Here is a 26,291-nt window from a genome sequence, read left to right on the forward strand (position 1 = left end):
CGTCGACGCCGGCTCCCGCTCCCGCGGCTGCGGATAACCAATAGAATCGTCATTCCAAATGCGTGGCTGCCCGGCTAATGGTTGGGCATGCCACTACACCTGATCAAGCTCGCCGTCGGCTGCGACTCCGTCAAGGAGTTGAAGGGGTGGATTGCCGAACGGATGCAGGCCGCCAAGAAGAAGGGGCTGCCGCAACATCACATCCACATCACCCGCATGGTCCCCAAGCGCGACGCCGAGATCCTCGCGGGCGGGTCGCTCTACTGGGTGATCAAGGGCGAGATCGCTGCGCGCGAAAAGATCATCGGCATCGAGCCGTTCTGCGACAAGGATGGTATCGGCCGTTGCCGGATCGTGATGCAACCGAAGGTGATCTCGGTGTCGCCGCGGCCGATGCGCCCGTTCCAGGGGTGGCGCTATCTCACTGACGATTCAGTCCCGCCCGACCTCGGCAAGTCCGCCGCAGGCTCGATCGCGGCCATGCCGGAGCCGATGCGGCGCGAGCTGCGCGATCTCGGACTGCTCTGAGCAAGGCCAGCTAGGGCGGCGTGACGATATGCAGCCGCGCCCAGTCGGTGGGCGGCATGGCATGGACCAGCGCCAGCACGCCGCTCACGCCACGTGCAAGATCGAACTGGGCCGTCACACCGCGATATTGTCGATCAGCCGGGTGGAGCCGAGCTTGGCCGCGACCAGGATCCGCAAGGGGCCGTCCTTGCGCGAGGCGACCGGCGCAAGCGTTGCGGCGTGGCGGGCCTCGAAATAGTCGAGCGCAAAGCCGGCCGCCTTGATCATCTCGGCGCCGCGCGCCATCGCGGGCGCGATCGCTTCGCCGGCGCGGATGCGCCCGGAGCTCTCCTTCATGGCGCGGTAGAGGACGGTGGCGGTCTGCCGCTCATCCGGCGAGAGGTAGGCGTTGCGCGAGGACATCGCGAGCCCGTCTCGCTCGCGTACGGTGCGGGAGCCGATCACCTTGACGCCGAGATCGAGATCCTGCGCCATCTGCGTCACCACCCGCAATTGCTGAAAGTCCTTCTCGCCGAAGATCGCGAAGTCCGGCCGGCATTGTGTGAACAGCTTGCCGACCACGGTGGCGACGCCGCCGAAGAAATGCGGGCGGAAGCGGTCCTCGAGGCCGGCGATCGCCGGTCCCTCCGGCACGATGCGGGTCGCAAAGCCGTCTGGATACATTGCCTCGACGCCGGGGTGCCAGACGATGTCGACGTTCTCGGCCGCGAGCTTGGCGATGTCCGCCTTCCAGGTTCGCGGATAGGCACCGAAGTCCTCGGTCGGTGCGAACTGGGTCGGGTTGACGAAAATCGACACCACGACGCGGCTCGCGCGCCGCTTGGCGAGGCGTACCAGCGACACATGCCCGTCATGGAGTGCCCCCATGGTCGGGATCAGCGCGATTGTGGCCTTTCGCTTGCGAAGAGTGTCGACGGCGCGTCGCAGGGCAGGGACCGTGCGGGCGATCAAGGGGCTTCGTGACATCAGGACTCGGCAGGGTTGGGAATCGGCGCTGGCGTGGCCCGGCGCCCGGCCGACTAACCTTAACAAGCGGCGATCGTGGACGCCATGCATCCGGATGCGGCACAGCATCCCGCGCGGGATGCCGCGACATTGTGGACTGGATGACAGACGCGCAACGCCGCCGCGACTCCTGATGAAGAACGGCGCGCTACGATTTGCATTACCTGTCGCGCATTTCACTTGACCGCAGACGCGGCCAACTTGAAGATATTCGTTAGGGGCGTTGAGGATCGCTATGCTCGTGCAAGCTAGCCAAGGCCAATCGGGCTCGGCGCATGTGGTCGTGCTCGGCAACGAGAAGGGCGGCTCCGGCAAGTCGACCACCGCCCTGCACATCGCGGTTGCGCTCCTGAAGGCCGGCCAGCGCGTCGCCACCATCGACCTCGACTGCCGTCAGCAGAGTTTCACCCGCTACATCAGCAACCGTTCCGCCTGGGCGCGCCGCACCAAGCTCGACCTCGAACTGCCGGTGCATCGCTGCATCAAGCTCGGCGAGACCATGCAGATCGCCGAGAATGAGAATTCCGAGTTCCAGCAGTTCATGGAAGCGGTTTCGGCGGTCGAGAGCAGTTTCGACTTCATCGTCATCGATACGCCCGGTACCGACAGCTACCTGATGCGACTTGCGCACTCGATGGCGGACACGCTGGTCACGCCGATCAACGACAGCTTCCTGGATTTCGACGTGCTCGGCACCGTCGATCCCGCCAGCTATGCGGTGACGGGCGAGAGCCACTACGCCGAGATGGTGCGGGATGCCCGCCGCAAGCGCCGCCAGCTCGACGGCGCGACCACGGACTGGATCGTCGTGCGCAACCGCCTGTCGATGCTCGGCTCACGCAACAAGCAGCTCGTCGCCGACGGGTTGAAGGATTTGTCGCTGCGGCTCGGCTTCCGCTACGTCGACGGCTTCGCCGAACGGGTCGTCTATCGCGAGTTTTTCCCGCGTGGCCTGACTGCTCTCGACCAGATCGACGAAGCGACGCTCGGCATGCGGCCCAATCTCGGCCATCTCACCGCGCGGGAAGAGGTGACGAGCCTGCTCCGCCAGCTCAAGCTGCCGCTTGACGAGCGCGGCCGCCGCCGCGCGGCCAATCGTGCCGAGTGGTTCAGCCAGGTCGACAAGCCGCTCGAGGTCCACGACATCCTGGGCGTCTGACGCGGCGGTATATCGCTACTTCTGGCCGATTGAAATCGCCGGTTCCCGCCGGAACTGAGTCCGTGCCTTGCCGTTTTTACCCGTGCGACTACTGGGAAATTGAACCTGATCGAGACCGGTTGCGTCGGATAGTGATCTACACCCTGACGTAGCCGTACGAGAACGGGATGCCCAAGAAACGTGTGCGCCGCACAATGAAAGGGCTGTCAGTTCACAATATTTGGCCTTCCTGTCACGTGGCTGTGACATATATTAGGGAATAGGCGACAAGGGGCCAAAGAGCCCCGGAACAACACGATTTTCAACAGGGATCAGGCCGCAAGAGCCTGAGGCTGAGGACGAAAATGAAGCGTGGAATTGCCGTTCTGGTTTGTGTCAGTGCCCTCTGCGGCGTCGCCTATTTCACGGCGAGCAAGTGGGCGATCAAACACGAGACCGTCACCTTCTATGATGCTTCGCGCGACAACCGTCCGGTGCCCGTCGACATCGCGGTCCGCTGGGACAAGGAAATGCAGGCGAACGCCGGCATGATCACGCTGCCGGTCGCAGTGATCAATCACGGCAATACCGTCAAGAACACCGAGTACGGCTTCCTCGCCAACATCTTCGCTGCGCGCGGCTATATGGTTGTGAGCCCGCAGCATGATCTGCCGACTGATCCTCCGATGGTGACCAAGCCGGGCGAGCTCTATGTCGGCCGGCTGCCGCAGATCCTGCGCGGCGTCGCTAACATTCATCTCGCCATGCAGGAGATGAAGAAGGTTCAGCCCAATGCCGACTATGACAAGGTAACGATGGTCGGCCACTCCATGGGCGGCGACATCACGATGTACTTCGCCAAGCAGTATCCGGATGAGGTCAAGAAGGTCGTCACGCTCGACAATCTGCGCGTGCCCTTCGTCACCGCCGGCAGGTTCAAGATCCTGTCGTTCCGTTCCAAGGATCCGCAGTTCAAGACCGATGCGGGCGTGATCCCGACCGACGAGGAGTGCGAGAAGGCCGGCATCCAGGTTGTGAAGACCGAATTCCAGCATAACGACATGCGTGACACCGGTCCGGATGCGGCCAAGAACTCGATCCAGGGCATGCTCGACAAATTCCTGAGCGATACGGACAGCGACATCGCGCCCGTCGACACCCGTTCGGCCCCGCCCAAGATCCTCGAACCCGGCCCGGTTGCCCTGATGGCGCCCGCCAAGAGCTGATGTTAAGAGCTGACGTCAAAAGCTGACGTTTCGCGTCCAGGCAGAACTTATTTCCAAGCCTCCGCCGGCATTGCTTGCGGAGGCTTTGCACATTGACCGGGCCGTGCACGCTGACCACATTAGCTGCTCACGCAAGGTGTAAGCAGGGATGTCGGGCGAACCCATCAAACCACGCGGGCGCGATGCCGTCTCGGCGCAAGCAGGCGGTCCGCTGCCGCAAGCCAGGACCTCGACCTCGGAGGACATCGCCGCCTTCGTAGCCAAGGCGCGTGCGCTGTCGCCGCATGCGCCCGGCGCGAAAGGGCGGCTGATCTTCGCGCTGGACGCGACGATGAGCCGGCAGCCGACCTGGGACATGGCCTGCGCGCTTCAGGCCGACATGTTTCGCGAGACCGCGGCGCTCGGCAGTCTCGACATCCGGCTGGTCTATTATCGCGGCCTCAACGAGTGCCGCGCAACCGGATGGATATCGGACAGCGCCAGACTTGCGACGCTCATGAGCAAGATCGATTGCCGCGGCGGCGACACGCAGATCGGCAAGGTGCTGAGTGAGGCGCGGCGCGAGGCGGTTGCATCTGGCGTGCGTGCCGTCGTCTTCGTCGGCGACGCCATGGAGGAGAAAATCGATGAGCTCTGCGCCAAGGCCGGCGAGCTCGGCATGCTCAAGGTGCCGGTCTTCCTGTTTCAGGAAGGCGATGACGCGGTAGCCGAACGGGCCTTTCGCGAGATCGCGCGCCTGACCGGCGGCGCATGGTGCCGGTTCGATCCAGGCGCGGCGGCGCAGTTGCGCGAGCTGTTGCGCGCTGCCGCGGCCTACGCCGCCGGCGGCCGCGAGGCGCTGTTGAAATTGGCGAAGGGCGCGAACGGCGCGGCCAAGCTGATCGGGCAGATGAAGTAGCCGGTAAAGCCGGCGCGGCTTGCGGTGGAGGAGGAGCCGCGACCGACGGCGGCAACAACCGTCCTTGCAGGATCAGGCAGCCGGCACGATCGGCGGCTTGAACCCGTTGGTTCATAGTCTCCCCCAAAACGTGGCCACATCCCTGCGAAGCTGGCGTCACCTCCGTCACCGCAGCGAGCAGAACCGACATCGCCCCGAACACGGCCTTGCAGGACGGCACCCCGTAGCGCACCACAAGCCACGCCGGAATAATCGGGCAGGGCGCATATCGGCAAACGAACTTCTCGTGTCAGAACCCAATCGTGGACGCACGGAAGGACGCCATGCTTTTTCACAACAGGGCGACTATATTCCGGCCATGACCCTGATCGCCGGCGCTGTCGCCGTTATCACGCTTTATCTGCTGCTCCAGATGTTCCGTGCCGCCAATCCGGCAGCGCTGGCGCGCGCCATCAAGCTTGGCGGCGGCGTAGTGGCGCTGGCGGTCGCAGCCTTCACGGGCTTGCGGGGCGAACTGGCGGTGGCGATCCCGCTCGGGATTTTTGGCGCCGGGCTGCTCGGCTGGACGCCGCTGGCGAACGCCGGCTTCGGCGGTGTCGGAGGACTGTTCGGTGGCGGTGCGTCGCGCCCGTCTGGCCAAGCCTCGCGCGTGCGTTCGCAATTCCTGGACATGCGGCTCGACCACAATTCCGGCCAGCTCGGAGGCCAGATCGTTGCCGGGCCATACGCCGGGCGCGATCTCGACGAGTTCGATCTCGCTGGCTTGCTGGCGATGGTCCCGGCGTTCGACGCCGAGAGCGTGGCCTTACTTGAAAGCTATCTGGACCGCCGGTTTCCCGCTTGGCGTCAAAACGCGCAGAGCGATGCGGCAGGGGGGGCAGCGCCGCACGGCGGCGAGCGGCAAAATGACGACGGAGGAAGCCTATCAGATCCTTGGCCTGCAGCCGGGAGCGGGGCGCGACGACATCAGCAGGGCTCACAAGTCCCTGATGAAGAAACTCCATCCCGACCAAGGGGGCTCGACGTACCTCGCTGCCCGTGTAAACGAGGCCAAGGATACTTTGCTTCGTACGCATAACGGCTAACTCCGGCACCACGCTACAAACGCCCGTACCGCGTGAGCTCCGCTTGCTCTGTTTGCCGTCGCCCCGATGCCCGCCATTGTCGGCGTGGTCGATCCCTTGAGTAAAGTTTTAACCGTAAATCCTTGACGAGAGGTTGTTACGGAACCGAGTTTGCGAAATCGCTCGCGGAAACAAAAATGCCCGCGCAAGGCGCGGGCATTTTTTCGGAGCGGGGCAGGAGATTAGTTGCGGACTGTGATGCAGGAGATCTCGGCGCGCTTCAGGGCGCGGCAGACGGCTTCGGCCTGGTCGCGCTCAAGCCCGGCGAAACGGGCGCGATAGAGCTTGCGATTATCCTTGGCGACGACCGGCTCGGTGAACGGGTCAGCCTTGCTGAGCAGGCCGCGGGCCGAGCTGCGCGCCGCGTCGATGCGATGCTGGGCTTCGTTCTCGCTTTCGAGCGCGCCGACCTGGACGATCCAGCCGCTGTGGGTGACGACCGGCTTGGTGGTGGCGCTCATCTGGATCGGCTGCGGATCGGCGGAAGCGAGCTTTGCAGCAGCCGGGGCGGGCGCGGCGGCCGTTGCGGCCGGCAGTACGCCCAGGATGCCGTTGCCGGTGCCGAAGCCAGCCGGCTGCCGCGGCAGTTCGGTGCGGGCGATCTCGGCCTTCGGCGCTTCCGGCTGGCTCGCGACCTCGGGCTTGTTGATGAGGTCGGCCCGAGCAACGACGGCGCCGGAGGTTTCCGCGACGTCGGAGCGGGCCGCAATCGTGTTGGTGACCTGCGGTGCGACTTGGGCCGGAGCGGCGGAGGCGACCTTCACGGCGCCGGCCTTGACCTGAACCGTCTTCACTCGGACCGGCTTCATCGGTTCCGACGAGCCGGGGATAATGGCCAGCGGCTGGCTCGAGATCACGCCATTCGTCAGCGGCGCCGGCTCGATCTTGGATTCAGTTGGCCTCGCTTCCGGCTTGTTGGTTTCAGATTTGGGCTGGGCCGGCGGCATCGCGGCGGTCGCGGCCGCAAGGGCGGACAGGCGCGAGGCGAGGCGCGACGGGGCTGCTTCGGGGGCAGGGGCGGCCGCGGCCTGGACCTGCGGAGCGGGACGGGCCGGGGTATCCGATGCATCGGCGACGTCGGTATTGGCGTCGGCGCCGTTGCGGTCGGTGACCGCAGCGACAGTGTGAGTAGTCGCGCCCTTCTCGAGATTCTCGGCGAGCAGGTTGCGCATGATGGCGTCGCGCGAGCCGCCGCTGCGGCCGCCGAGCACCACGCCGATCAGATGGCGATTGCCGCGGCGGATCGAGGTCACGAGATTGAAGCCGGAGGCGCGGGTGTAGCCGGTCTTGATGCCGTCCACGCCCTCGACGCTGCCGAGCAGGTGATTGTGGTTGCGGATCGACTGTCCGCGCCAGTTGAACGTGGTGGTCGAGAAATAGCGGTAGTAGCGCGGGAAGCGCTCCTGGATGGCGCGGCCGAGCGTAGCCTGGTCGCGCGCGGTCGTGACCTGCTCGTCGTTGGGAAGGCCGTTGGCGTTGCGGTAGACCGTCTTGGACATGCCAAGCGAGCGCGCCTTGCGCGTCATCATCGTGGCGAAGTCGTCCTCGTCGCCGGCGATCGCTTCCGCGATCACCACCGCTGCGTCGTTGGCCGAGCGGGTGACGAGACCCTTGATCGCGTCCTCGACGCGAATGGTCTGGCCGGCACGCAGATTCAGCTTGGTCGGATCCTGATCGGCGGCGTGCTGCGACACCGGCATTTCGGTGTCGAGCTTCATCTTGCCGGACTCGAGACGCTCGAACAGCAGGTAGAGCGTCATGATCTTGGTCAGCGAGGCGGGGTGGCGCAGTCCGTCGGGGCTGGTCGACTGGAGCACTGAGCCGGAATTGCCGTCCACGATGATGGAGGCGAATTTCGAGCTGGAGCTCTCGGACACATCGCGCTGCACGCGGTGGTGCGCGTAATGGCGGCGGTGGCGCCGCGCCTCGGCAGCATCGGTGGTGAAGATGACTGCTGTGGTGACCGTAAGAAGCCCGAAAACGCCAACCCGCGCCAAGCGCGATGAAGACAAGTTTTTACGAAGCATGAAACCCCGTCCCCGTTTCTAACTTGATCACCGGCTCGTGAGGCGAAATTGTGCCCAATGGACCCGGGATCATTACCTGCTCAGGCTGTCCCTCCGCTGGTGTTCGCTGCGGAGGACGTTGGGCCTGAGCCGCTGTTCTGGCTAAGGTGATGTTCTCAAACGGCTTTCGACCGCCTGCGGAAGCTGAACACGCCCAGGGAATCAGGGTAGGGGGCCGCGGTTTCCAAAAGCTTAAGGAACCCTTGCGGGGATCCCCGGGGTTCTCCGCGACTTGGATCTATTTTTGTGCGTCGCACAAGGATTCTTGACTTTTTTGTGCGTTGCACTAATTTTGAGCGGAGTCAGGGAGCCGGGGCTTCCCGACGCGAGCCAGGGAAAAGGATTCCGAAATGTTCAAGGTTGAAGACTTTCAGAACTACGGGAAAGAGCAGTTCGAGCAGTGCGTTGCTTCCGCGACCTCGGTGCAGCACGGCCTCCAGGCGATCGCCAGCGCTTATGGCGACTACACCAAGAAGTCGTTCGAAGACACCAAGTCCTTCGTCGAGAAGCTTTCCGGCGTGAAGTCGCTGGAAAAGGCCGTGGAAGCGCAGACCGATTTCGCCCGTTCCGCCTACGAGACCTTCGTGGCGGAATCGCAGAAGATCGCCGGCCTCTACAGCGACCTCGCCAAGCAGGCGTTCAAGCCGGTCGAGACCGTCGTGTCGAAGTTTACCCCGGCTGCTCAGTAACTCTCCCGTCTGAGTCCTGGAATCAAAAAGCCCGGCTGGTTCAGCCGGGCTTTCTTCGTGGGCGGTCATGCCGGCCTATTTCGCCAGCCTGAGCTTGCTCAGTTGCGTTCCGATCGTGTTGAAAATGGTCGCGATCTGGGTCGAGCTGGTGATCTCGTAGAACTTGTCCGCGCTACTCGCGCAATACTTCAGGATGGTCGACGTCGGATCGCCGCTGGTGTTCACCTGGATGGTGTAGATCGTGTACATCGGCACACCGTTGGAATCCTTGGCGTTGTGCAGGTTGTCGCACAGGATCTGCTGGCGGGCGTCGATCGAGCCGGGGAACGTACCGTTGCCGTAGGTAGTGGTCTGATTGCTGCCGTTGCCATAGGCCGGCCAGCGGTCTGCAGTGTTCAGACCGTCGGATAAGAGGATGATGACCCTGTTGTAGGTCGTGCTGGCGCTCTCCGCTGGCGCGTTCAACGGAGCGCCCTGCAGGAGCGACTGCCATCCCCAGGCGAGCCCGACCGCCTGGTCGGTACTACCGGTTGGTTGCATCGCGTTGACCGCGGTCTTCAGCGCGCTCCAGTTGTAGCTTAATGGGATAATCGGCTCGAGCTGAGGGGAAGCGCTGCTGCTGCAATAGGAGACGTATTGGTTGGCCGGAAAAAGCGTCGTGACATCGGAGGACGACGGCGACACGCCGGTCGCGTCGTTGGGTTGAGTGCGATCAGCGATGCAGCCTGTCCAGGTGCTGATCGGGTTGGTGGATGCTTGCTGCCAATTGTTTTGCACTGTGGGCGTCGAATTGGTCGCCGTCCATTTGTTGCCGGCAAAGCCAACGACGGCGCTCACCCGGGGCTGGTTCGTATTGTGGATAAAGTCGTTAGGCCCTGGCTGCGTCCAGTCATGGGTATAGAGATTGCCCGTACATGACGTACTGCTGCCGCTGCCAGTGCAACTGCAGCCGGAGACTTTACTGCCGGAGGCATCCAGCGGGCAACTGCAGCTCGAACTCCCCGAGCAGAACGTTCCGGTGCCCGCCGATTTGCTCTCCCAGCAGCCGTTGTACAACGTTTGGGAGTTCGCATTGACGCTCGGGCAAATGTAGCCACTCGCGGGAACAACGTTCACGCCGCTGACCGTGTATTTCGAGCTGCCGTTCGCAGACCCACTTGTGCAATAGAAGCCGCCGCTGCTGTTCGACCAAGGACATCGCGCGCCCGGTCCTACGGCATGCCAATTCATGGGAAGGCTCGCTTGATAACCTCCAGGCACATTGGCGGGCTGCGCCGTCGGCGGATTCAGCCAATCGGTCCAGTCGATCCAGCTCTGGCCGTAGTTGCTGGAGTCGACATTGACGACCTTGGCGAAGGGAATGACCGAGATATAGACGTCACCATCATTCTTGCTGAGCTTGCTGAGCTGATCGATCAGTCCGCTGCTTCCGGCCACGGCGTTCCTCAGAGCGGTGATCTTTCCATTTTGCGACATCGATCCGGTATTGTCGAGCACCAGCGCCACGCGCATCTTGACGTCGCCCCAGGTGGTCGTCGACGTCGTATTGAAAGGGAGCGTCGGGTAGCCGGCGATCTGCATGAAGTCCGACTTGATATTGCCGGAGCCGGCCAGGAGGATGGTCGCCGGCGTGCTGCCGCTAGCCGCGGTATAAGTGGCCGCGACGGTAACCCCTTGCGCCTCGGTGTTGGTATAAAGTCCGGTGAAGTAGCTCTGGGCCTGCGCGTTGATCTGGGAGGTCGTGATCGTGCCCGAGGTCAGGTCCTTCGACAGCATCAACACGGCGGAGTCGAGTGCCGACTGCATAGCAGAGCGCGCCCGAACGGCGCGGCTGTAGTCGACGGCTGCGCCCATGAAGCACAGGATCGGCACTAGCACGATCGCGAAGATCACGGCAATATTGCCTTGCTCGGCCGGTGCGAAGCGGGCGAACTGTCGACCAATGCGGCTGGCAACGGGCAGACGAAACATGACGATCCCCGAATCTCTGATTTTGCCCCATTTCGTGCCACAGCCCTTGAACACTAGGTAAATTGGACCTTGGAAAGCCGGGCGTATCCCGCGCAAAACCGCCGCGGTCATGCTGCGGTCAGGTTCCTGGTCAATATGTTCTAAACGGGCGAGGCGGAAATTTTTGTCAAATCGGTCCGGATTGATTAACCTTGGCCGGGATCGCCCCGACCGGGAATCGGGGCCGCTGCGGCCGAACCTTTGCACGCTTGCGGCAAGACGGGGGCAGGCCCATATTCCCGGCAATCGATCCGGCCTGGACCGGACCGGTTGGAAGCGGCGATCCAACAACGTGGCGCGACTGTGTGAAGCTCCGAAGGGTGGAGCTGCGCGGCGGACCGTCACTCGCTTCCATGGGGAAATTCGAACGCCTGAGCCATGCCGCAGATTGCTTCCATATTTGACCTGTCCGCGGCCGCCGCCGCCCAAGCTCCCCGAATGAGCAACGACGAGAACCGTTCCGGCGGTCCGACGGGGCCGAACACGTCGGTGATCACCAAGGTCAAGCCAAAGATCAAGCGGCCGAACCTGTACCGCGTGCTGATCCTGAACGACGACTACACGCCAATGGAGTTCGTCGTGCACGTGCTCGAGAAGTTCTTCCAGAAGGACGTCGAGGCCGCGACCAAGATCATGCTGCACGTCCATCATCACGGCATCGGGGAGTGCGGCGTATTCACCTACGAGATCGCAGAGACCAAGGTGACGCAGGTGATGGATTTCGCCCGCAAGCACCAGCACCCGCTGCAATGCGTGATGGAAAAGAAGTAAGACGCCTCACGGCGCGTTGAGGCCGGCTCCTGTGTATGTTGCAGTGTGATCGTCGCGTGATGTCTGCGCGCGGCGCCTGTTGCTGCCGGCAAGGTCCGGAATTCTGCGCCGGTGCCGATCCCGCCCAATTCGGAACGGGTTTTGCATCGAAAAGGCCGTGGGTGTGCAGCCGCCGAGTCGCGGAACCGGTCTTTCGCCGCGATCTTGTATAACTATATGTGACAAAGGTTGTTGTTGCCTGACCGGGCGATGACGATCATGATGGTGGGGGCCATAGAGGACGCGAATGCCGACTTTTTCCCAAAGCCTTGAACAATCCCTGCATCGTGCGCTGGCGATCGCAAACGAGCGTCATCACCAATACGCGACGCTTGAGCATCTTTTGCTCTCCTTGATCGATGACTCCGATGCCGCTGCCGTCATGCGCGCCTGCAGCGTCGATCTCGACAAGCTCCGCGCGAGCCTGGTCAATTATCTTGAAACGGAATTCGAGAATCTGGTGACGGATGGCGCAGATGACGCCAAGCCGACCGCCGGATTCCAGCGCGTGATCCAGCGCGCGGTGATCCACGTGCAGTCCTCCGGTCGCGAAGAGGTGACCGGCGCCAACGTGCTGATCGCAATCTTCGCCGAGCGCGAGAGCCATGCCGCGTATTTCCTGCAGGAGCAGGACATGACGCGCTATGACGCCGTCAATTACATCAGCCACGGCATAGCCAAGCGGCCGGGCGTCTCCGAGGCGCGGCCCGTGCGCGGCGTCGACGAGGAGACCGAGACCAAGGGCACCGAGGACGCCAAGAAGAAGGGCGAGGCGCTCGAGACCTATTGCGTCAATCTCAACAAGAAGGCGCGCGACGGCAAGATCGATCCGGTGATCGGACGCAATTCCGAGATCAATCGCGCGATCCAGGTGCTGTGCCGCCGACAGAAGAACAACCCGCTGTTCGTGGGCGAGGCCGGCGTGGGCAAGACCGCGATTGCGGAAGGTCTCGCCAAGCGCATCGTCGACAGCGAGGTGCCGGAGGTGCTGGCGGCTGCCACCGTGTTCTCGCTCGACATGGGCACGCTGCTCGCCGGCACGCGCTATCGCGGCGATTTCGAAGAGCGTCTGAAGCAGGTGCTGAAAGAGCTTGAGGCGCATCCCAACGCCATCCTGTTCATCGACGAGATCCACACCGTGATTGGCGCGGGCGCGACGTCGGGCGGGGCGATGGATGCGTCGAATCTGCTCAAGCCCGCGCTTGCCTCGGGCACGATCCGTTGCATGGGCTCGACGACCTACAAGGAGTACCGCCAACACTTCGAGAAGGACCGCGCGCTGGTGCGGCGCTTCCAGAAGATCGACATCAACGAGCCGACGGTCGAGGACGCGATCGCGATCCTCAAGGGCCTCAAGCCGTACTTCGAGGACTACCACCGGCTGAAGTACACCAATGAGGCGATCGAGGCCGCCGTTCAGCTCTCCTCGCGCTACATCCACGACCGCAAGCTGCCGGACAAGGCGATCGACGTGATCGACGAATCCGGTGCGGCGCAGATGCTGGTGGCCGAGAACAAGCGCAAGAAGACGATCGGCATCAAGGAGATCGAGACCACGATCGCCTCGATGGCGCGGATTCCGCCGAAGAGTGTCTCCAAGGACGATGCCGAGGTGCTCAAGCATCTCGAGCAGACCCTGAAGCGCACCGTGTTCGGCCAGGACAAGGCGATCGAGTCGCTCGCCGCTTCGATCAAGCTGGCGCGAGCCGGCCTGCGCGAGCCGGAGAAGCCGATCGGCTGCTACCTGTTCTCGGGTCCGACCGGCGTCGGCAAGACCGAGGTCGCAAAACAGCTCGCGGCGTCGCTCGGCGTCGAACTGCTGCGCTTCGACATGTCCGAATACATGGAGCGGCACACCGTGTCGCGCCTGATCGGCGCGCCTCCCGGCTATGTCGGCTTCGACCAGGGCGGCCTGCTCACCGACGGCGTCGACCAGCATCCGCATTGCGTGGTGCTGCTCGACGAGATCGAGAAGGCGCATCCCGACCTCTACAACGTGCTACTCCAGATCATGGATCACGGCCGGCTCACCGATCACAACGGCAAGCAGGTCAACTTCCGCAACGTGATCCTGATCATGACGACGAACGCGGGTGCGTCGGATCTCGCCAAGCAGGCGTTCGGCTTCACGCGCTCGAAGCGGGAAGGCGACGACCACGAGGCGATCAACCGGCAGTTCGCGCCGGAATTCCGCAACCGTCTCGATGCCATTGTCTCGTTCAGCCATCTCAGCGTCGAGGTGATCGGCACGGTGGTCGAGAAGTTCGTGCTGCAGCTCGAGGCGCAGCTCGGCGACCGCGACGTCACCATCGAGCTGACCGAACCCGCCAAGACCTGGCTGGTCCAGCACGGCTATGACGAGCAGATGGGTGCGCGGCCGATGGCCCGCGTGATCCAGGAGCACATCAAGAAGCCGCTGGCCGACGAGGTGCTGTTCGGCAAGCTGAAGGGTGGCGGCCACGTCCGCGTCGTCCTGGTCAAGGACGAGGCCGACGAGACCAAGGACAAGATCGGCTTCGAGTTCCTCGATGGCCCGGTTACGCCGAAGCAGGAAAAGCTGCCCGGCACCCGCAAGCGCCCGCCAGGCAAGTCCAAGCCGGGCGGTGGCCCTGGCGGCTCGAAGGGGCCGACCTCCAAAGGCCCGCTGGTCAAGGCTTGATCGCGAGCGTCATGAATCGAAAAGGCCGGCTTGAAAAGCCGGCTTTTTTTTGTTTGCGTTGCAGTGCCGGAGTCTAAGTGCCGGCTTCAGGCGCGGTGGCAGGCGGCGGCCGCGGTCTCTTCGGCGCAGGCGGCCGCGCGCGGGCGGGCGCTGACGGCTGCATCGTCACGATGACCGGATTCGGCTTGTGATCGGTTGCCGCCCCCGTCGCGGCATCGACCCCCATGCCGACGACACCGCCCAGCAGGAGATTGCCCGCAAAGCCGGCGGCCCCTGAGGTCGGTATGTCTCGGCTGAGCGGCACGATCTGAGGTTCATAGCCTTCCTTCTGGAAGGTAATCGAGATGTCGGCGTTCCGCTTGACGACCACGGAGCAAGGCGTTGTGCAGGTGGTCGGAACGTCCATTCCGCTGACAACGGCTTCAACGCCCGAAGGTGTAGATGAAATGCTGATGTTCTCGGTCGTGCCGCGCGTGACAGACGCGCAGCCGCCCAGCATGACGCTGAGCGCCACAATCCCAAATGAACGCATGAAATGCCCTTGTCCCACCGCCAGTGAAGCGCAATCAGAACGGGAGGGCAATACGTCGTTGGTCCAAATAGTTAAGCCACGCACCGGTTGTGCACGAGAATGGCAGAAACCTGGGCGCGGGCTCTTGCTATTCGCCCCGCAGCCGCTGGTCGTCCTGCACACGGACTTGCTCGGCGCCGCGCGCGCCCGCGGGCGATAGCCGCAGCATGCTCAGCGTGGCGCCGCAGAGCGCAAAACCGACGCCGGTGAGGAGCGCGATCCGGGTCCCTTCCTGCGGATAGCGGCCGAGGAACAGCGCCACCAGCGCTGTGCCGGTGGTTTGGCCGAGCAGGCGCGCCGTGCCAAGCATGCCGCTGGCGCCGCCGGACCGCTCGCGCGGGGCGGCGGCGATCATGGTGCGGTTGTTGGGGGTCTGGAACAGGCCGAAGCCGGCACCAGCCAGCGCCATGCGCCAGATCACGTCGAGCGGCGTCGGGCTCGCGGGTAGGAAGGCGAGTGCGGCGAGGCCGCAGCCGAACAGCGTGAGCCCGATGCCGCCGAGCAGGCCGGCCGGATAGTGCTCGACCAGGCGCCCGGCGAGCGGGGCCGCGAACGCCACCGCGATCGGCCAGGGCGTGATCAATAGGCCCATATGCACCGCCGAATAGCCGAAGCGGCTCTGGAGGTAGAAGGGGATCGCGACGAAGGCCAGCATCTGCCCGCAGAACGAGGCGATCGAGGTCGCAATCGAGAGCGCGAAGACCGGGATGCGCAAAAGATCCACCGGCAGCAGCGGCGAAGTCATGTGGGTTTCGCGGTAGATCAGTATCGCGCCCGCGACGATCGCGATCGCGAACTGGACGAGGTACACGACGGGGGCTTCGTCATGGCCGACGCTGTCGATGGCGGCAATGCCGACCCCGAACGTGATCGCCGAAAGCCCTGCGCTCTGCCAGTCGAAGGAATGGCTCGCGGGCTTGGTGTGCGGCAGGCTGCGCAGGCCCAGGACCAGCGTTAGCGCGCCGAGCGGCACGTTGATGGCGAACAGCCAGGGCCAGCTCCCAACCGCGAGGATTCCTGCGGCGAGCGTCGGGCCGACCGCGGCCGAGAAGGCGACGACGAGCGCGTTGAGGCCGATGCCGCGGCCGAGCAGGGTGCGCGGATAAGTGAAGCGCACCAGCGCCGCATTGACGCTCATGATTCCCGCCGCGCCAAAACCCTGGACGATGCGCGCGATCGTCAGCAGCGGCAGCGTGTGTGCCAGTGCGCAAAACGCCGATGCCAGCGTGAACAGCGCGAGCCCCACCAGATAGACGCGGCGATAGCCGACGATCTCGCCGAGCGAGGCCAGCGGCAGCAGCGAGATCGTGATCGCGAGCTGGTAGCCGTTGACGATCCAGATCGAGAAGGCCGCGCTCGCGTCGAGGTCGGCCGCGATTGTCGGCAGCGCGACGTTGGCGATGGCGCTGTCGACGACCGCCATGATGATACCGAACGCAATGGTCAGGATCGCCAGGTTGCGCTGTGGCTGCGGCAGGCCGTCGGCATGCTCGATAGGGGCGAACGACATGAGAGAGGCGAGCTTGGTTAGGGCCGTGAACATCCCCGGATTATGAAATTGCAGGATTGATCGCAACCCGGCAGGACGCGGACGGTTCCCTTGCTGCAAGCAGGCCCCCCGGCGCTTTGAGCATGGGGGAGGACGGCCTTCGTGGGCTTACCAGCGCGCTGTCGACTTGCCGAAGATGTAGAGCGCGACGAGCCCAATCGTTACCGCCGTCGAGACGACGATAACGGTGCGATCCCAATCGATGCGCGTCCGCTCGGCGCGGTTCAGATCGAGCACCGTGAACAGGGCCTTCATGGCAAATCGGCGCATTCGGTGGCCTCGCAGGGCGCACGATGCCACGGCCGGCGCGGGCCGGCTTGATGCAGCTCAAGTCCCCTATGGCGAGCCCGGTGCCATGCCCTGCAATTGCCGCAGCGGATTGAGCGGGGCCAGCGGGATGAGCTCGAAGCTCATGAGATGGGCCTGCCCCAAAGGCAGCTTTTCGAGCATCTCGTGCGCCGCTGCCGGGTCCGTGAGGTTGAGAATGAAAGCCACACCGGGACGCCCCTGGAGCGAGTACCATTGCTCGATCTTGCCATCCAGATAGAGCTTCACCGTCTCCCTGACTTCCGCCGGCAGGATCGCCCGCGCCGCGACGGGATCGACGCCGGGGTTCAACGTCCCGATCGCGAGGATTCGCGTGGTAGGCGTCGGCGGAGTTGTGGTTTGTGCATGGCCGGCTCCCATCAAGCTCAGGACCAGAGCGATGAAGCTGAAGGTGACAGACTTTTTCATGTTTCCTCCTCGTGGGGCACGCATCCACATTCATTCCATGTGTTTCGCGAGAAGCGACTGGCCCAGTGCGGCGCTCGGCTCGAACTTGTCACGTGTGCGTGTGTAGGGCACGCCTTCCATGCGGCCGACCAGATCCGGCTTTGTTGTGTCGATGTAGAGGTGCTGGACATCGAGCACCCCTTCGTCGCGGACCTGCAGCAAAATGTTGCGTCCGAGGATCAGGCTGAAATTGCCGAGGCGGATCTCCTGACTGAACTTGCATTCGACCAGACTCCCGCGCCGATGCCCTGATCGAGGCCGAGCGGCATCAGCTATCGCTCACATGCCGGCCTTGCCCGGGAACGGCCTAGTCGTGCAAACGCATGTCATCCAATGCGGCATCGCTAACGCGCGGGCCGATCGTCTTCGCTTGAGGCTGAGCCTCGTTTCTTGTTGCGGGCGGGGAGAAGCAGGCGAGTTCGCTGTCGCGCGCCTGCCGCGGCAGGAGCGTCAGGCTCCAGCCCACAAGGACCAGCACCGCGAGCCGGATCGCGATCACACCCAGCAACAGCTCCGATCCGCTTATCGTCGAGTGAGTCCTCATGCGGGCCACCCTGATGCACGCCGCAGGACCTGACAATCTGGAATTGCCGAGCATTGCCTTCGTCCAAAGCGAAGGCTGGGACTGATGTCTACGTGGCCCGCGAGGCCACACAGTGGCCAAGCAGCTCGGGATGTGCGGCGCAGATGTGATGTGCACCGGCCTCCATGAGCTCGGACTCGCTGCCGTAGCCGTAGAGCACGCCGATGGCGGTCATGCCGTTGGTGCGGGCGCCGACCACGTCATGGCTGCGGTCGCCGATCATGATCGCGCTGCGGGGATCGACGTTGGCTTCGTCGAGCGCGTAGCGGAGCAGGTCGCGCTTGTCGACCCGCGTGCCGTCGAGCTCGGAGCCGAACACGCGCTCGAAATAGGGCCGCAAGCCGAAATGATCGATGATGCGGTTGGCATAGACCGCGGGCTTGCTGGTGGCGACGAACATGCGCTGACGCGTTGCTGCGATCGAGGACAATGTGTCGTTGATCCCGCTATAGGCCTCGTTCTCGAACAGGCCGACATCGCTGAAGCGCTCGCGATAGAGCACGAGCGCCCGGTCGGCGAGTTCCGCGCGGCCAGTGAGCTTTTCCAGGCTCGCATGCAGGGGCGGGCCGATGCACCAGACCAGTTCGTCTTCGCTCGGCACCGCGACGCCGAGCCGCTCCAGCGCGTACTGGATCGAGCGGGTGATCCCGGGCTTCGGGTTGGTCAGCGTGCCGTCGAGATCAAAATAGATTGTAACCATCAGGGCGGGACCGGCGTTGATACTGTCGCCCGTTGCTAGTTGGCTGGGCCCCCAAGTCAAGGTCCGATTTCCCCTGTATTGTGGACGCCATGCGTATAGCCCGGGTTCTCGCCGTGTTGTGCCACGCCCTCGCGGCGTGGCCTGCGCTTGGCCAGGAGGCGCCGAACCGGTTCGTGCACCCGAGCGTCGAGGAGCTCGCGAGGCCGCCGGAAAAGCCTGATGCGCGCGAGAGCGACACGCGGGAATCGATCTGCCTGATCGTGGAGGCAGCCGCGCGCGATGCCAATCTTCCGCTGGAGTTCTTCGCCCGCGTCATCTGGCAGGAAAGCCGCTTCCAGGCCGACGCGATGGGGCCCATGACGCGCAGCGGCGAGCACGCGCAGGGGATCGCTCAGTTCATGCCAGGCACCGCGAGCGAGCGCGGGCTGCTCAATCCTTTCAACCCGGTGCAGGCGCTGCCGAAGTCGGCGGAGTTCCTGAACGAGCTGCGCAACCAGTTCGGCAATCTCGGACTTGCGGCCGCCGCCTACAATGCCGGGCCGCGGCGGGTGCAGGAATGGCTTGCCGGCACCGGCGGCATGCCCGAGCAGACGCGCAACTATGTTTTCGCCATCACCGGCGCAACGGTCGATGCCTGGGCCAAGGCCGGTGCGACCGGGAAGGGGCCGCCGAGCTCGCCGCCGACGAGCTGCCGCGCTCTGATGGCGCTGTTGAAGCGTGCGCCAAATGCCTTCGTCGCCGAACTCGAGCAGCATGTCGAGCTCGCCGCGGCAAAGGTCTGGGGCGTGCAGCTCGCGGCCGGCTTCGACCGTAACAGAGCGCTGGCGATGTATTCCCGCGCCGTCACGCGGCTGAGCGCGGTGATCGGCGGCCGCGATCCGAGCCTGCTCTCATCGGTGATGCGTAGCCGCGGCACGCACACGTTCTACCAGGTTCGTATCGGCGCGGATACGCGCAGCGAGGCAGATGATCTCTGCAACCGCATCCGCAAAGCCGGTGGAGCGTGCTTCGTACTGAAGAACAGGGGCGTCAGCGGGTAGGGTGGGTCTCTCGGCCCTCGTCATTCCGGGGCGCGCCCCTTGGCGCGAGCCCGGAATCCATTTTCCCGCAGTCACCGCTGCGCGATGGATTCTGGGCTCGCGACTTCGTCGCGCCCCGGAATGACGGCGCTGGGTGCGGCGTTTAGTACGCATGCCAGCCCCGCCGCGCGCTTCCTTGACGCCGGTCGGCGCATCGCCCGTTATGCAGGCACGATTCCTCTCCCCGGCCCAAACTCCCGTGGCGCTCCCTCCGCTCGATTCCCCTCAATGGCAAAGTCCCTGGCGCGCCTTCGCGTGGGGGCTGCGCTCGATCACGCAGACGATCCTCACCATCGTCCTGTTCGTGACCTATCTCGGCATCGGCGCGCTGGCCCACGACACTCACTTCAGCCTGGCCTGGGCGCTCGCCTCGACGCTGTTCGTCTGGGCGGGTCCTGCTCAGATCATCCTGATCACCACGCTCGGCTCGGGTGCGACCATCATCCAGTCGGCGATCGCTGTGACCGTCAGCGCGATCCGGCTGTTTCCGATGGTGGTCTCGGTGCTGCCGCTGATGCGGACGCCAACGACCAAGCGGCGCGAGCTGATCTTCGCGGCGCACCTCACCGCGGTGACGCTGTGGGTCGAGTGCCACCGCTTCCTGCCGCAGGTGCCGCGCGAGCGGCGCATCGCCTTCGTTCACGGCCTCGGCTGTGGCCTCGTCTCCGTGTGCCTCACCGCCAACACGGTCGGCTATTTCCTCGCCGCCAACCTCACGCAGACGCTGGGCGCGGCGATCCTGCTGCTGACCCCGCTGTCTTTTTTTGTTCTCGACCGCGCGCAACAGCCGCGAGATCGCGGACGTCGTGGCGCTCGTGCTGGGGATTCTCCTTTATCCACTGGCCGCGAAGATGAACTCCGGTCTCGACATCCTCGTCAGCGGCATTGCGGCCGGCACGATCGCCTATGGCGTGCATTGGTGGCGGGAGGTGCGCGCATGAATTTCGCGCAGCTCATCGGCGATTGGCACGCGCTCGCCGTGCTGTTCGTCGCCGGCGTTGTTCCCAACCAGATATGGCGCATGCTCGGCCTGTGGTTCGGCGGCGGCATCGACGAGGGCTCCGAGCTCCTGGTCTGGGTGAGGGCGGTCGCCACCGCGATCCTGGCCGGCGTCATCGCCCAGATCGTGGTCGAGCCGCCCGGAGCGCTTGCCAGCGTGCCGGACGCCTTGCGCTATGGCGCGGTGGCCGCCGGCCTCGTCGTCTTCCTGCTGACCCGCCGCTCGATCTTCGCGGGCGTGGTGGCGGGCGAAGTCTTCATGCTGGCCGGCAGGTGGTGGTTGGGCTAAAACCCTCGCGAATAGTAGGGAATTGGAAATATGGTTCGCGAAAACGAGCTCCGCGAGGGCGAGGTCGCCATCGAGCTGCCGTCGACGGAGGATGTCGGCCTCTTCTTCGTCGGCCGCATCCGTACGCCCTGGACCTCGCGGCTGGAGACGCCGCGGCAGGGCCGCGCCGATGGTCCGATATGCCGACTCGAGATTTTCGAGCCGTTCGTACCGGCGATCAAGGGCGTGGACTTCTACAGCAATCTCGAAGTGCTGTATTGGCTCGACCGCTCCCGCCGCGACATCGTCCTGCAGAGCCCGAAGAACAACGAGAAAACCCGCGGCACGTTTTCGCTGCGCTCGCCGGTGCGACCGAATCCGATCGGCACCTCGATCGTGAAGCTCGTGGGCATCGAAGGCAGCACCATTCTGGTGCGCGGCCTCGACTGCATCGACAACACGCCGCTGATCGACATCAAGCCTGACCGCTGCGAGTTCACGCCGCTGGCCGCGCCGCAGCCGGGGGATTTTCAGACGGAGTGAGGTCTTTCCAGCCGTCATTGCGAGGAGCCCTTGCGACGAAGCAATCCCGACTGTCTCTGCCGAGGCAGCCTAGATTGCTTCGCTTCGCTCGCAATGACGAGTGGAGAGCGTTAGCCCGCCTTCAGCGCTGCGATCAGCCTGGTCGCGTTCTCTTCCAGCACCTTGACGTCTTCCTTGCGGCTGGCGGGCGGCAGCATCGCTACACCCTCGTGGCGCGGCATCACGTGCATGTGGAGATGAAACACCACCTGTCCGCCGGCAGGCTCGTTGAACTGCTGCACGGTGATGCCGTCGGCCTTGAACGCCTTCATCGCAGCGGCGGCGATCTTGTGCGTGCCGCGCGCGACATGGGCGTAATCGTCGGGCTTGATGTCGAGGATGTTGCGGGCAGGAGCCTTCGGGATCACCAGCGTATGGCCGGGCACGCGCGGCATGATGTCGAGGAAGGCGAAGACGTGCTCGTCCTCATAGACCTTGTGGCAGGGCAGCTCGCCGCGCAGGATTTTTGCGAAGATGTTGTTGGTGTCGTAGGCGGTCATGGCGGCTCCCTGGAATTGTGCGCTTACTGTCATCAGCCACGGCGAACCGTCAAGGCGCCTCGTCGGCGCCTTTGCGAAACGGGCCGAGCTCGGCGAGCTCGCGGCCAGCCTCCGCAACATAGGCGCGCTCGCGCTTGAGGTAGTCGTCGATGGCGCGGCGCAGGCCGGGATCGGCGATGAAGTGGGCGGAATGGGTCGTCCGCGGCAGGTAGCCGCGCGCGATCTTGTGTTCGCCCTGCGCGCCGGCCTCGACATACGCTAGGCCGTGTTTGATGGCGAAGTCGATCGCCTGATAGTAGCAGACCTCGAAATGCAGGAAGGGATGATGCTCGACCGCGCCCCAGTTGCGGCCGAACAGCGTGTCCGAGCCGATGAAGTTGATCGCGCCCGCGATCCAGCGGCCGTTGCGGCGGGCCATCACCAGCAGCACATCCTGGCTCATGGTCTCGCCGATCAGCGAGAAGAATTCGCGTGTGAGATACGGCCGGCCCCACTTGCGCGAGCCGGTCTCCATGTAGAAGTCAAAGAAGGCGTCCCAGGCGTTCTCGGTGATGTCGTTTCCCGTGAGCCAGTGGATGGTGATGCCGGCGGCGAGCGCATCGCGCCGCTCACGCTTGATCGACTTGCGGTGACGCGAGTTCAGGGTGCTGAGAAAATCGTCGAAGGTCGCAAAACCCTCGTTGTGCCAGTGGAACTGCTGGTCGGTGCGCTGGAGGAAGCCGTGCTCGGCGAGCAGCTTCCACTCGGCCTCGCGCGCGAAGGTGACGTGCACCGAGGAGGCCTTGCTGACGCCGCACAGCGCCACGAGCCCGCTCGCCAGTGCCTCCGAGATGCGCTCGCGATCGACTCCGTCGCGGACCAGCAGCCGCGGTCCCGTCGCCGGGGTGAAGGGAACCGAGACCTGTAGCTTCGGATAGTAACGTCCGCCGGCGCGCTCATAGGCGTCCGCCCAGCCGCGGTCGAAGACGTACTCGCCTTGCGAATGCGATTTCAGATAGCAGGGCACGACGCCGGCGACGCGGCCGTCGATCTTGGCCACGAGATGCCGCGGCCCCCAGCCGGTGCGGATTGTTGCTGAACCCGATTTCTCAACGGCGGATAAAAATGCGTGCGAGACGAATGGGTTATAGGCGGGCTTTGAGAGGCCGAGGGAATCGCCTGGAAGCCCGGATGAGGTTCCCGCGCCATGCCCGTTGCACTTCCCGCCGGGGTTGGCGCAAGCGTCCCAATCTTCGGCAGCTACCTCGCCAATGGACGGTACAGCCTCGAGCGTGATTTCAGATGATGCCATCGCGCCCAAGATCGTGCATTGCAGCAGCGACTTCAAGGGCCAGGAACCACACGCTCTCGTGCCCCGGACGCAGCGCAGCGCCTTGGCGGTGCGCTGCAGAGCCGGGGCCCGCGCCAACGCATGCACAAGCCGTGTGGGTCCCGGCTCTGCGCAGCAACGCAATAAGCGCGTTCACGCGCGTCTTCGACGCGCTATGGCGTTGCAGCGCGTCCGGGGCACGAGCGTGGGCGCGCGCAAGTCCTACGGCACGAACCCCTCGAAGATCATCTGATCCGCATATTGCCCGACGCGCGTCCGCTGCTCCGGCGTGCGGACGGTCCAGCCAAGCAGGGCGCAGCCGAACACGTTGCGGGCGATCCAGGGGGCGGGGGCCGGGAGGTGGTCGACCTTGAAGGCGACGAAATGCGGCTGGGTCTGAAAGCCGTGGCGCAGGTACAGCATGCTGTCGCGCTGTTCCTGCGTCAGATAAGCCCAATACTCGTCCTCATAGGTCCGCTGCGCGACGATGCCGCGCGGGCGGGAGGGCAACAGCTCGCGCAGTGCCAGCACCTGATCGGGATCGAAGGACATGCCGACGGCAGGCCCCTGATACGACGCCAGCACCTCGGCCATACGCTTCACCAGCTTGCGGTCGCCGCCAAAGCGGCTCTTCACCTCGATTACCAGCGGCACGCGGCCGGCGACCATGGCACAGAGATCGCTGAGCGACATCATCCGCTCGGCGGTGTCCTTGAACTTGATCGCCTTCAGCTCCGCCTCGGTCTTCTCGATCACCTGGCCCGTGGCTTCGGTGAGGCGGCCGAGGGCATGGTCGTGATGCACCATGGCCTCGCCGTCGGCCGAGAGCTGGATATCGACCTCGATCGAGAAATTGCCCGCGATCGCAGATTGCACTGCGCCCGGCATGTTCTCGACAATGCCACGCGAAATGTCATGCAGGCCGCGATGGGCGACCGGCCGGGCTGTCAGCCAATCCGGAGCACGCACGATGCTGGCCTCAGGCGACCTCGAACACGCCTTCGACCTCGACCGCCGCATCCGCAGGAAGCGAGGCGACGCCGACAGTGGTGCGGGAGTGACGGCCCTTGTCGCCGAAAGCGGCGACCATCAGGTCGGAGGCGCCGTTCAGCACCTTCGGCCCGTCCAGGAAATCAGGGGCGGAGTTGATGAAGCCGCCGAGGCGCACCACGCGCACGACCTTGTCGAGGTCGCCGAGCGCCGCCTTGACCTGAGCCAGCAGGTTGACGGCGCAGCCGCGCGCTGCCGCGGCGCCGTCTTCGATGGAAACGCCGGCGCCGAGCTTGCCCTTGGCGATCAGCTTGCCGGCAGGATCGAAGCAGACCTGGCCGGAGACGAACAGCAGGTTACCGGTGCGCACGAACGGCACGTAGTTGGCGACGGGAGTGGGAGCATCATGCAGCTTGATGCCCTGTTCCGCCAGTTTCTGCTCGACCGTGCCCGCCATGTTCGACCTCGTTGTCCAAAATTCATCCACCCTGGCGCGTCCGCTGGACGGCGCGCGCCCTGTTTCGCCCATCGTGCAGCCACATGCAAGCAACCCGAAGCGGGTGCATTTTGTTGAGGCAGGGCAGGCGGTTCAACGCGAGGGCCGCAACTTTACGTGAAACGGCCTCAGTTGCGACGCAATGGAACGGTCATTAAAATGTCGAATCTGCGCTTCCCCAAGGAATGGACATGCTGCACCTTTTCCGGACTTCGCTCGGTGTGATGGCGCTCGCGGCGGCCGCCTTCGGCAGCGGCGCGCAGGCCGCCAATGGTCCGTTCCTCCCGCACCAGGCGCTCTACGATCTGAGCCTCGTCAAATCGCGCTCCAATTCGGTCAACAGCGCTCGCGGCCGCATCCTCTACAATTTCACCGGCAGTTCGTGCGAGGGCTACACCTCCGAATTCCGCCAGGTCTCCGAGCTCGACAGCGGCGAGGGCAAGGTCACGCTCAGCGACCTCCGCTCCAATTCCTGGGAGGACGCCGCCGGAAAGAGCTACCGCTTCAAGATCGAGACGCGGATGAACGAGGCCGACGCTGGCCGGGTCGACGGTTCGGCGGAGCGCGATGGCGACCACATCAACGTCAAGCTGAAGCTGCCGGCGCCGAAGAGTTTCACACTCGACGGCAAGATCGTGTTCCCTACGGAGCAGATCCAGCGCATCATCGCGGCGGCCAAGGAAGGCAAGTCGCTGCTCGAGCTGTCCGTCTATGACGGCTCCGACGACGGCCAGAAGGTCTACAACACCCTGACCGTGATCGGGCAGCCAATCCCCGCCGACCGCACCGCCTTGCCCGATCCGTCGACCACGGACGAGCACATGAGATCGCTGAAGCGCTGGCCCGTCACCGTCAGCTATTTCGACCGCGACGTCCAGCAGAAGGAAGGCGAGCAGACGCCGGTCTACGCGATGTCGTTCGAGCTCTATGAGAACGGCGTCTCGCGCCAGCTCGTGCTCGATTACAACGATTTTGTGATTTCCGGCGCGATGGGCAAGTTCGACGTAAAGGACAGCAAGCCCTGCAATTGAGGGCTCGTCTCGCTCGCTGTCATTGCGAGCCACCGGGTCCGCGCGAGGCGCGGCCCGATGACAGGCTCCGCGAAGCAATCCAGAATCCCTCCGCGGAGAAATTCTGGATTGCTTCGTCGCTTCGCTCCTCGCAATGACGGGCTAGCCCTCAGCTCCCTCTCCAGCTACGCTCCCTCCCAACCAAAAACCTCCGGGAGGTAGCTCATGCCCAAGCTCGATCATCTCCGGCCCAGCGGCCTGCATCACAATCCGGCTTATTCGCACGTCGTCACCGCCTCCGGCGCACGCACGATCTACATCTCCGGCCAGGTGTCGGTGGACGAGGAGGGGCGGATCGTCGGCGAGGGCGATCTTGCCGCGCAGACGACGCAGGTGATGCAGAATCTCGGGCACGCGTTGAAGGCGGCCGGCGCGACCTACGCCAACATCGTGAAGATCACGACCTTCGTCGTGAACTACAAGCCGGAGCTGCGCCCCATCATAGGCAAGGCTCGTTCCGCCTTCTTCGAAGGCATGGAGCCGCCCGCCAGCACCCTCGTCGGCGTCTCCGCGCTCGCCGCGCCGGAATGGCTGATCGAGATTGAGGCGGTGGCGGTCGCGGATTGAGGCGACCGTAGGATGGGTAGAGCGAAGAGGTTGGGCAAGATTCTTATCTGGAAGGAAGGTACGATTCGGCATGACGAATCGCACCTTCAAGACCGGCATGA

Annotated in this window: 27 protein-coding genes and 2 pseudogenes; 15 read left to right on the plus strand and 14 right to left on the minus strand. The window is 64.3% G+C overall.

Translation table 11 applies throughout. The features are described 5' to 3' along the window. The first annotated feature begins 87 nt into the window (after nt 1-87). Entirely contained in the window at nt 88-528 is a 441-nt protein-coding gene (locus tag AC630_RS23430; protein ID WP_074120810.1) for a DUF1489 family protein, read from the plus strand. A gap of 114 nt (nt 529-642) precedes the next feature. Here the strand turns inward: AC630_RS23430 and panC are convergent, their stop codons facing one another. Further along, nucleotides 643-1,494, minus strand: a complete 852-nt coding sequence (gene panC, locus AC630_RS23435) for a pantoate--beta-alanine ligase (RefSeq protein WP_074120811.1) — start codon at nt 1,492-1,494, stop codon at nt 643-645. A gap of 274 nt (nt 1,495-1,768) precedes the next feature. On the opposite strand from panC, the gene AC630_RS23440 reads away from it, so the two are divergent. The 4 genes and pseudogenes from AC630_RS23440 to AC630_RS23455 all read left to right on the plus strand — a co-directional run bounded on the left by AC630_RS23440 (nt 1,769) and on the right by AC630_RS23455 (nt 5,880). Next, a complete protein-coding gene (locus AC630_RS23440) occupies nt 1,769-2,692 on the plus strand; it encodes a division plane positioning ATPase MipZ (protein WP_074120812.1) in 924 nt (307 codons plus the stop codon). Between the two features lie 344 nt (nt 2,693-3,036). Continuing rightward, nucleotides 3,037-3,897 (plus strand): alpha/beta fold hydrolase, encoded by an 861-nt coding sequence (locus AC630_RS23445; protein WP_074120813.1) that lies wholly within the window; start codon nt 3,037-3,039, stop codon nt 3,895-3,897. Between the two features lie 148 nt (nt 3,898-4,045). After that, complete coding sequence (locus AC630_RS23450; RefSeq protein WP_074120814.1) at nt 4,046-4,795, plus strand: vWA domain-containing protein; 750 nt, start codon at nt 4,046-4,048, stop codon at nt 4,793-4,795. A 358-nt stretch (nt 4,796-5,153) separates the two neighbouring features. Next, nucleotides 5,154-5,880 (plus strand): annotated as a pseudogene (locus AC630_RS23455) (DnaJ domain-containing protein). Between the two features lie 221 nt (nt 5,881-6,101). On the opposite strand, the gene AC630_RS23460 reads toward AC630_RS23455, so the two are convergent. After that, nucleotides 6,102-7,946: a D-alanyl-D-alanine carboxypeptidase gene (locus AC630_RS23460; protein WP_074120815.1), complete on the minus strand. Its 1,845-nt coding sequence runs from the start codon at nt 7,944-7,946 to the stop codon at nt 6,102-6,104. 389 nt (nt 7,947-8,335) lie between these two features. On the opposite strand from AC630_RS23460, the gene AC630_RS23465 reads away from it, so the two are divergent. Then, on the plus strand, nt 8,336-8,674 hold the full coding sequence (locus AC630_RS23465; protein WP_074120816.1) for a phasin family protein: 339 nt from the start codon (nt 8,336-8,338) through the stop codon (nt 8,672-8,674). Nucleotides 8,675-8,749: 75 nt separating this feature from the next. On the opposite strand, the gene AC630_RS23470 is transcribed toward AC630_RS23465, so the two are convergent. Then, nucleotides 8,750-10,756: a TadE/TadG family type IV pilus assembly protein gene (locus AC630_RS23470; RefSeq protein WP_245330492.1), complete on the minus strand. Its 2,007-nt coding sequence runs from the start codon at nt 10,754-10,756 to the stop codon at nt 8,750-8,752. Between the two features lie 366 nt (nt 10,757-11,122). Between AC630_RS23470 and clpS the strand changes: the two genes are divergently transcribed. Beyond that, the gene (gene clpS / locus AC630_RS23475) at nt 11,123-11,455 is read left to right on the plus strand and encodes an ATP-dependent Clp protease adapter ClpS (RefSeq protein ID WP_167561261.1); all 333 of its coding nucleotides are present in this window, start codon (nt 11,123-11,125) and stop codon (nt 11,453-11,455) included. Nucleotides 11,456-11,741: 286 nt separating this feature from the next. Next, nucleotides 11,742-14,153: an ATP-dependent Clp protease ATP-binding subunit ClpA gene (gene clpA, locus AC630_RS23480; protein WP_074120818.1), complete on the plus strand. Its 2,412-nt coding sequence runs from the start codon at nt 11,742-11,744 to the stop codon at nt 14,151-14,153. 73 nt (nt 14,154-14,226) lie between these two features. Here clpA and AC630_RS23485 read toward each other — a convergent pair whose 3' ends face one another. From AC630_RS23485 to AC630_RS23510, 7 genes are all read right to left on the minus strand, one after another. Further along, nucleotides 14,227-14,685: a PEGA domain-containing protein gene (locus tag AC630_RS23485; RefSeq protein ID WP_074120819.1), complete on the minus strand. Its 459-nt coding sequence runs from the start codon at nt 14,683-14,685 to the stop codon at nt 14,227-14,229. A gap of 127 nt (nt 14,686-14,812) precedes the next feature. Continuing rightward, nucleotides 14,813-16,234 carry an MFS transporter gene (locus tag AC630_RS23490; protein ID WP_074120831.1) on the minus strand — a complete coding sequence of 474 codons (1,422 nt, stop codon included), beginning with the start codon at nt 16,232-16,234 and terminating at the stop codon, nt 14,813-14,815. A 147-nt stretch (nt 16,235-16,381) separates the two neighbouring features. Then, the gene (locus AC630_RS45560; RefSeq protein WP_167561262.1) at nt 16,382-16,543 is read right to left on the minus strand and encodes a hypothetical protein; all 162 of its coding nucleotides are present in this window, start codon (nt 16,541-16,543) and stop codon (nt 16,382-16,384) included. A 66-nt stretch (nt 16,544-16,609) separates the two neighbouring features. Beyond that, a complete protein-coding gene (locus AC630_RS23495; RefSeq protein WP_074120820.1) occupies nt 16,610-17,008 on the minus strand; it encodes a hypothetical protein in 399 nt (132 codons plus the stop codon). Nucleotides 17,009-17,038: 30 nt separating this feature from the next. Next, complete coding sequence (locus AC630_RS23500) at nt 17,039-17,209, minus strand: hypothetical protein (protein WP_208867040.1); 171 nt, start codon at nt 17,207-17,209, stop codon at nt 17,039-17,041. Between the two features lie 145 nt (nt 17,210-17,354). Continuing rightward, a complete protein-coding gene (locus AC630_RS23505; protein WP_245330493.1) occupies nt 17,355-17,546 on the minus strand; it encodes a hypothetical protein in 192 nt (63 codons plus the stop codon). Between the two features lie 133 nt (nt 17,547-17,679). Further along, a complete protein-coding gene (locus tag AC630_RS23510; protein ID WP_074120822.1) occupies nt 17,680-18,330 on the minus strand; it encodes an HAD family hydrolase in 651 nt (216 codons plus the stop codon). Nucleotides 18,331-18,419: 89 nt separating this feature from the next. Between AC630_RS23510 and AC630_RS23515 the strand changes: the two genes are divergently transcribed. From AC630_RS23515 to tsaA, 4 genes and pseudogenes are all read left to right on the plus strand, one after another. After that, nucleotides 18,420-19,370, plus strand: coding sequence for a transglycosylase SLT domain-containing protein (locus AC630_RS23515; RefSeq protein WP_074120823.1), 951 nt, complete (start codon nt 18,420-18,422; stop codon nt 19,368-19,370). Between the two features lie 238 nt (nt 19,371-19,608). Beyond that, nucleotides 19,609-20,350, plus strand: a pseudogene (locus AC630_RS23520) (AzlC family ABC transporter permease). Continuing rightward, nucleotides 20,347-20,697 (plus strand): AzlD domain-containing protein, encoded by a 351-nt coding sequence (locus AC630_RS23525; RefSeq protein WP_074120824.1) that lies wholly within the window; start codon nt 20,347-20,349, stop codon nt 20,695-20,697. Before AC630_RS23520 ends, AC630_RS23525 begins: the two are co-directional and overlap by 4 nt. A gap of 30 nt (nt 20,698-20,727) precedes the next feature. Beyond that, nucleotides 20,728-21,219 (plus strand): tRNA (N6-threonylcarbamoyladenosine(37)-N6)-methyltransferase TrmO, encoded by a 492-nt coding sequence (tsaA, locus tag AC630_RS23530; protein ID WP_074120825.1) that lies wholly within the window; start codon nt 20,728-20,730, stop codon nt 21,217-21,219. Between the two features lie 110 nt (nt 21,220-21,329). Here the strand turns inward: tsaA and AC630_RS23535 are convergent, their stop codons facing one another. From AC630_RS23535 to AC630_RS23550, 4 genes are all read right to left on the minus strand, one after another. After that, on the minus strand, nt 21,330-21,758 hold the full coding sequence (locus AC630_RS23535) for an HIT family protein (protein ID WP_074120826.1): 429 nt from the start codon (nt 21,756-21,758) through the stop codon (nt 21,330-21,332). A 49-nt stretch (nt 21,759-21,807) separates the two neighbouring features. Then, nucleotides 21,808-23,049 carry a GNAT family N-acetyltransferase gene (locus AC630_RS23540; RefSeq protein WP_074120832.1) on the minus strand — a complete coding sequence of 414 codons (1,242 nt, stop codon included), beginning with the start codon at nt 23,047-23,049 and terminating at the stop codon, nt 21,808-21,810. Nucleotides 23,050-23,289: 240 nt separating this feature from the next. Continuing rightward, a complete protein-coding gene (locus AC630_RS23545; protein WP_074120827.1) occupies nt 23,290-24,036 on the minus strand; it encodes a glycerophosphodiester phosphodiesterase in 747 nt (248 codons plus the stop codon). 10 nt (nt 24,037-24,046) lie between these two features. Continuing rightward, complete coding sequence (locus tag AC630_RS23550) at nt 24,047-24,514, minus strand: RidA family protein (RefSeq protein WP_074120828.1); 468 nt, start codon at nt 24,512-24,514, stop codon at nt 24,047-24,049. On the opposite strand from AC630_RS23550, the gene AC630_RS45565 reads away from it, so the two are divergent. The 3 genes from AC630_RS45565 to AC630_RS23560 all read left to right on the plus strand — a co-directional run bounded on the left by AC630_RS45565 (nt 24,513) and on the right by AC630_RS23560 (nt 26,190). Beyond that, nucleotides 24,513-24,674: a hypothetical protein gene (locus AC630_RS45565; RefSeq protein ID WP_167561263.1), complete on the plus strand. Its 162-nt coding sequence runs from the start codon at nt 24,513-24,515 to the stop codon at nt 24,672-24,674. The genes AC630_RS23550 and AC630_RS45565 overlap by 2 nt on opposite strands. Nucleotides 24,675-24,744: 70 nt before the next feature. After that, complete coding sequence (locus AC630_RS23555) at nt 24,745-25,584, plus strand: cell envelope integrity EipB family protein (RefSeq protein WP_074120833.1); 840 nt, start codon at nt 24,745-24,747, stop codon at nt 25,582-25,584. Nucleotides 25,585-25,788: 204 nt separating this feature from the next. Next, nucleotides 25,789-26,190 (plus strand): RidA family protein, encoded by a 402-nt coding sequence (locus AC630_RS23560; RefSeq protein ID WP_074120829.1) that lies wholly within the window; start codon nt 25,789-25,791, stop codon nt 26,188-26,190. The last annotated feature ends 101 nt before the right edge of the window (nt 26,191-26,291 follow it).

Source organism: Bradyrhizobium sp. AS23.2 (assembly GCF_001908185.1).
Taxonomy (GTDB): domain Bacteria; phylum Pseudomonadota; class Alphaproteobacteria; order Rhizobiales; family Xanthobacteraceae; genus Bradyrhizobium.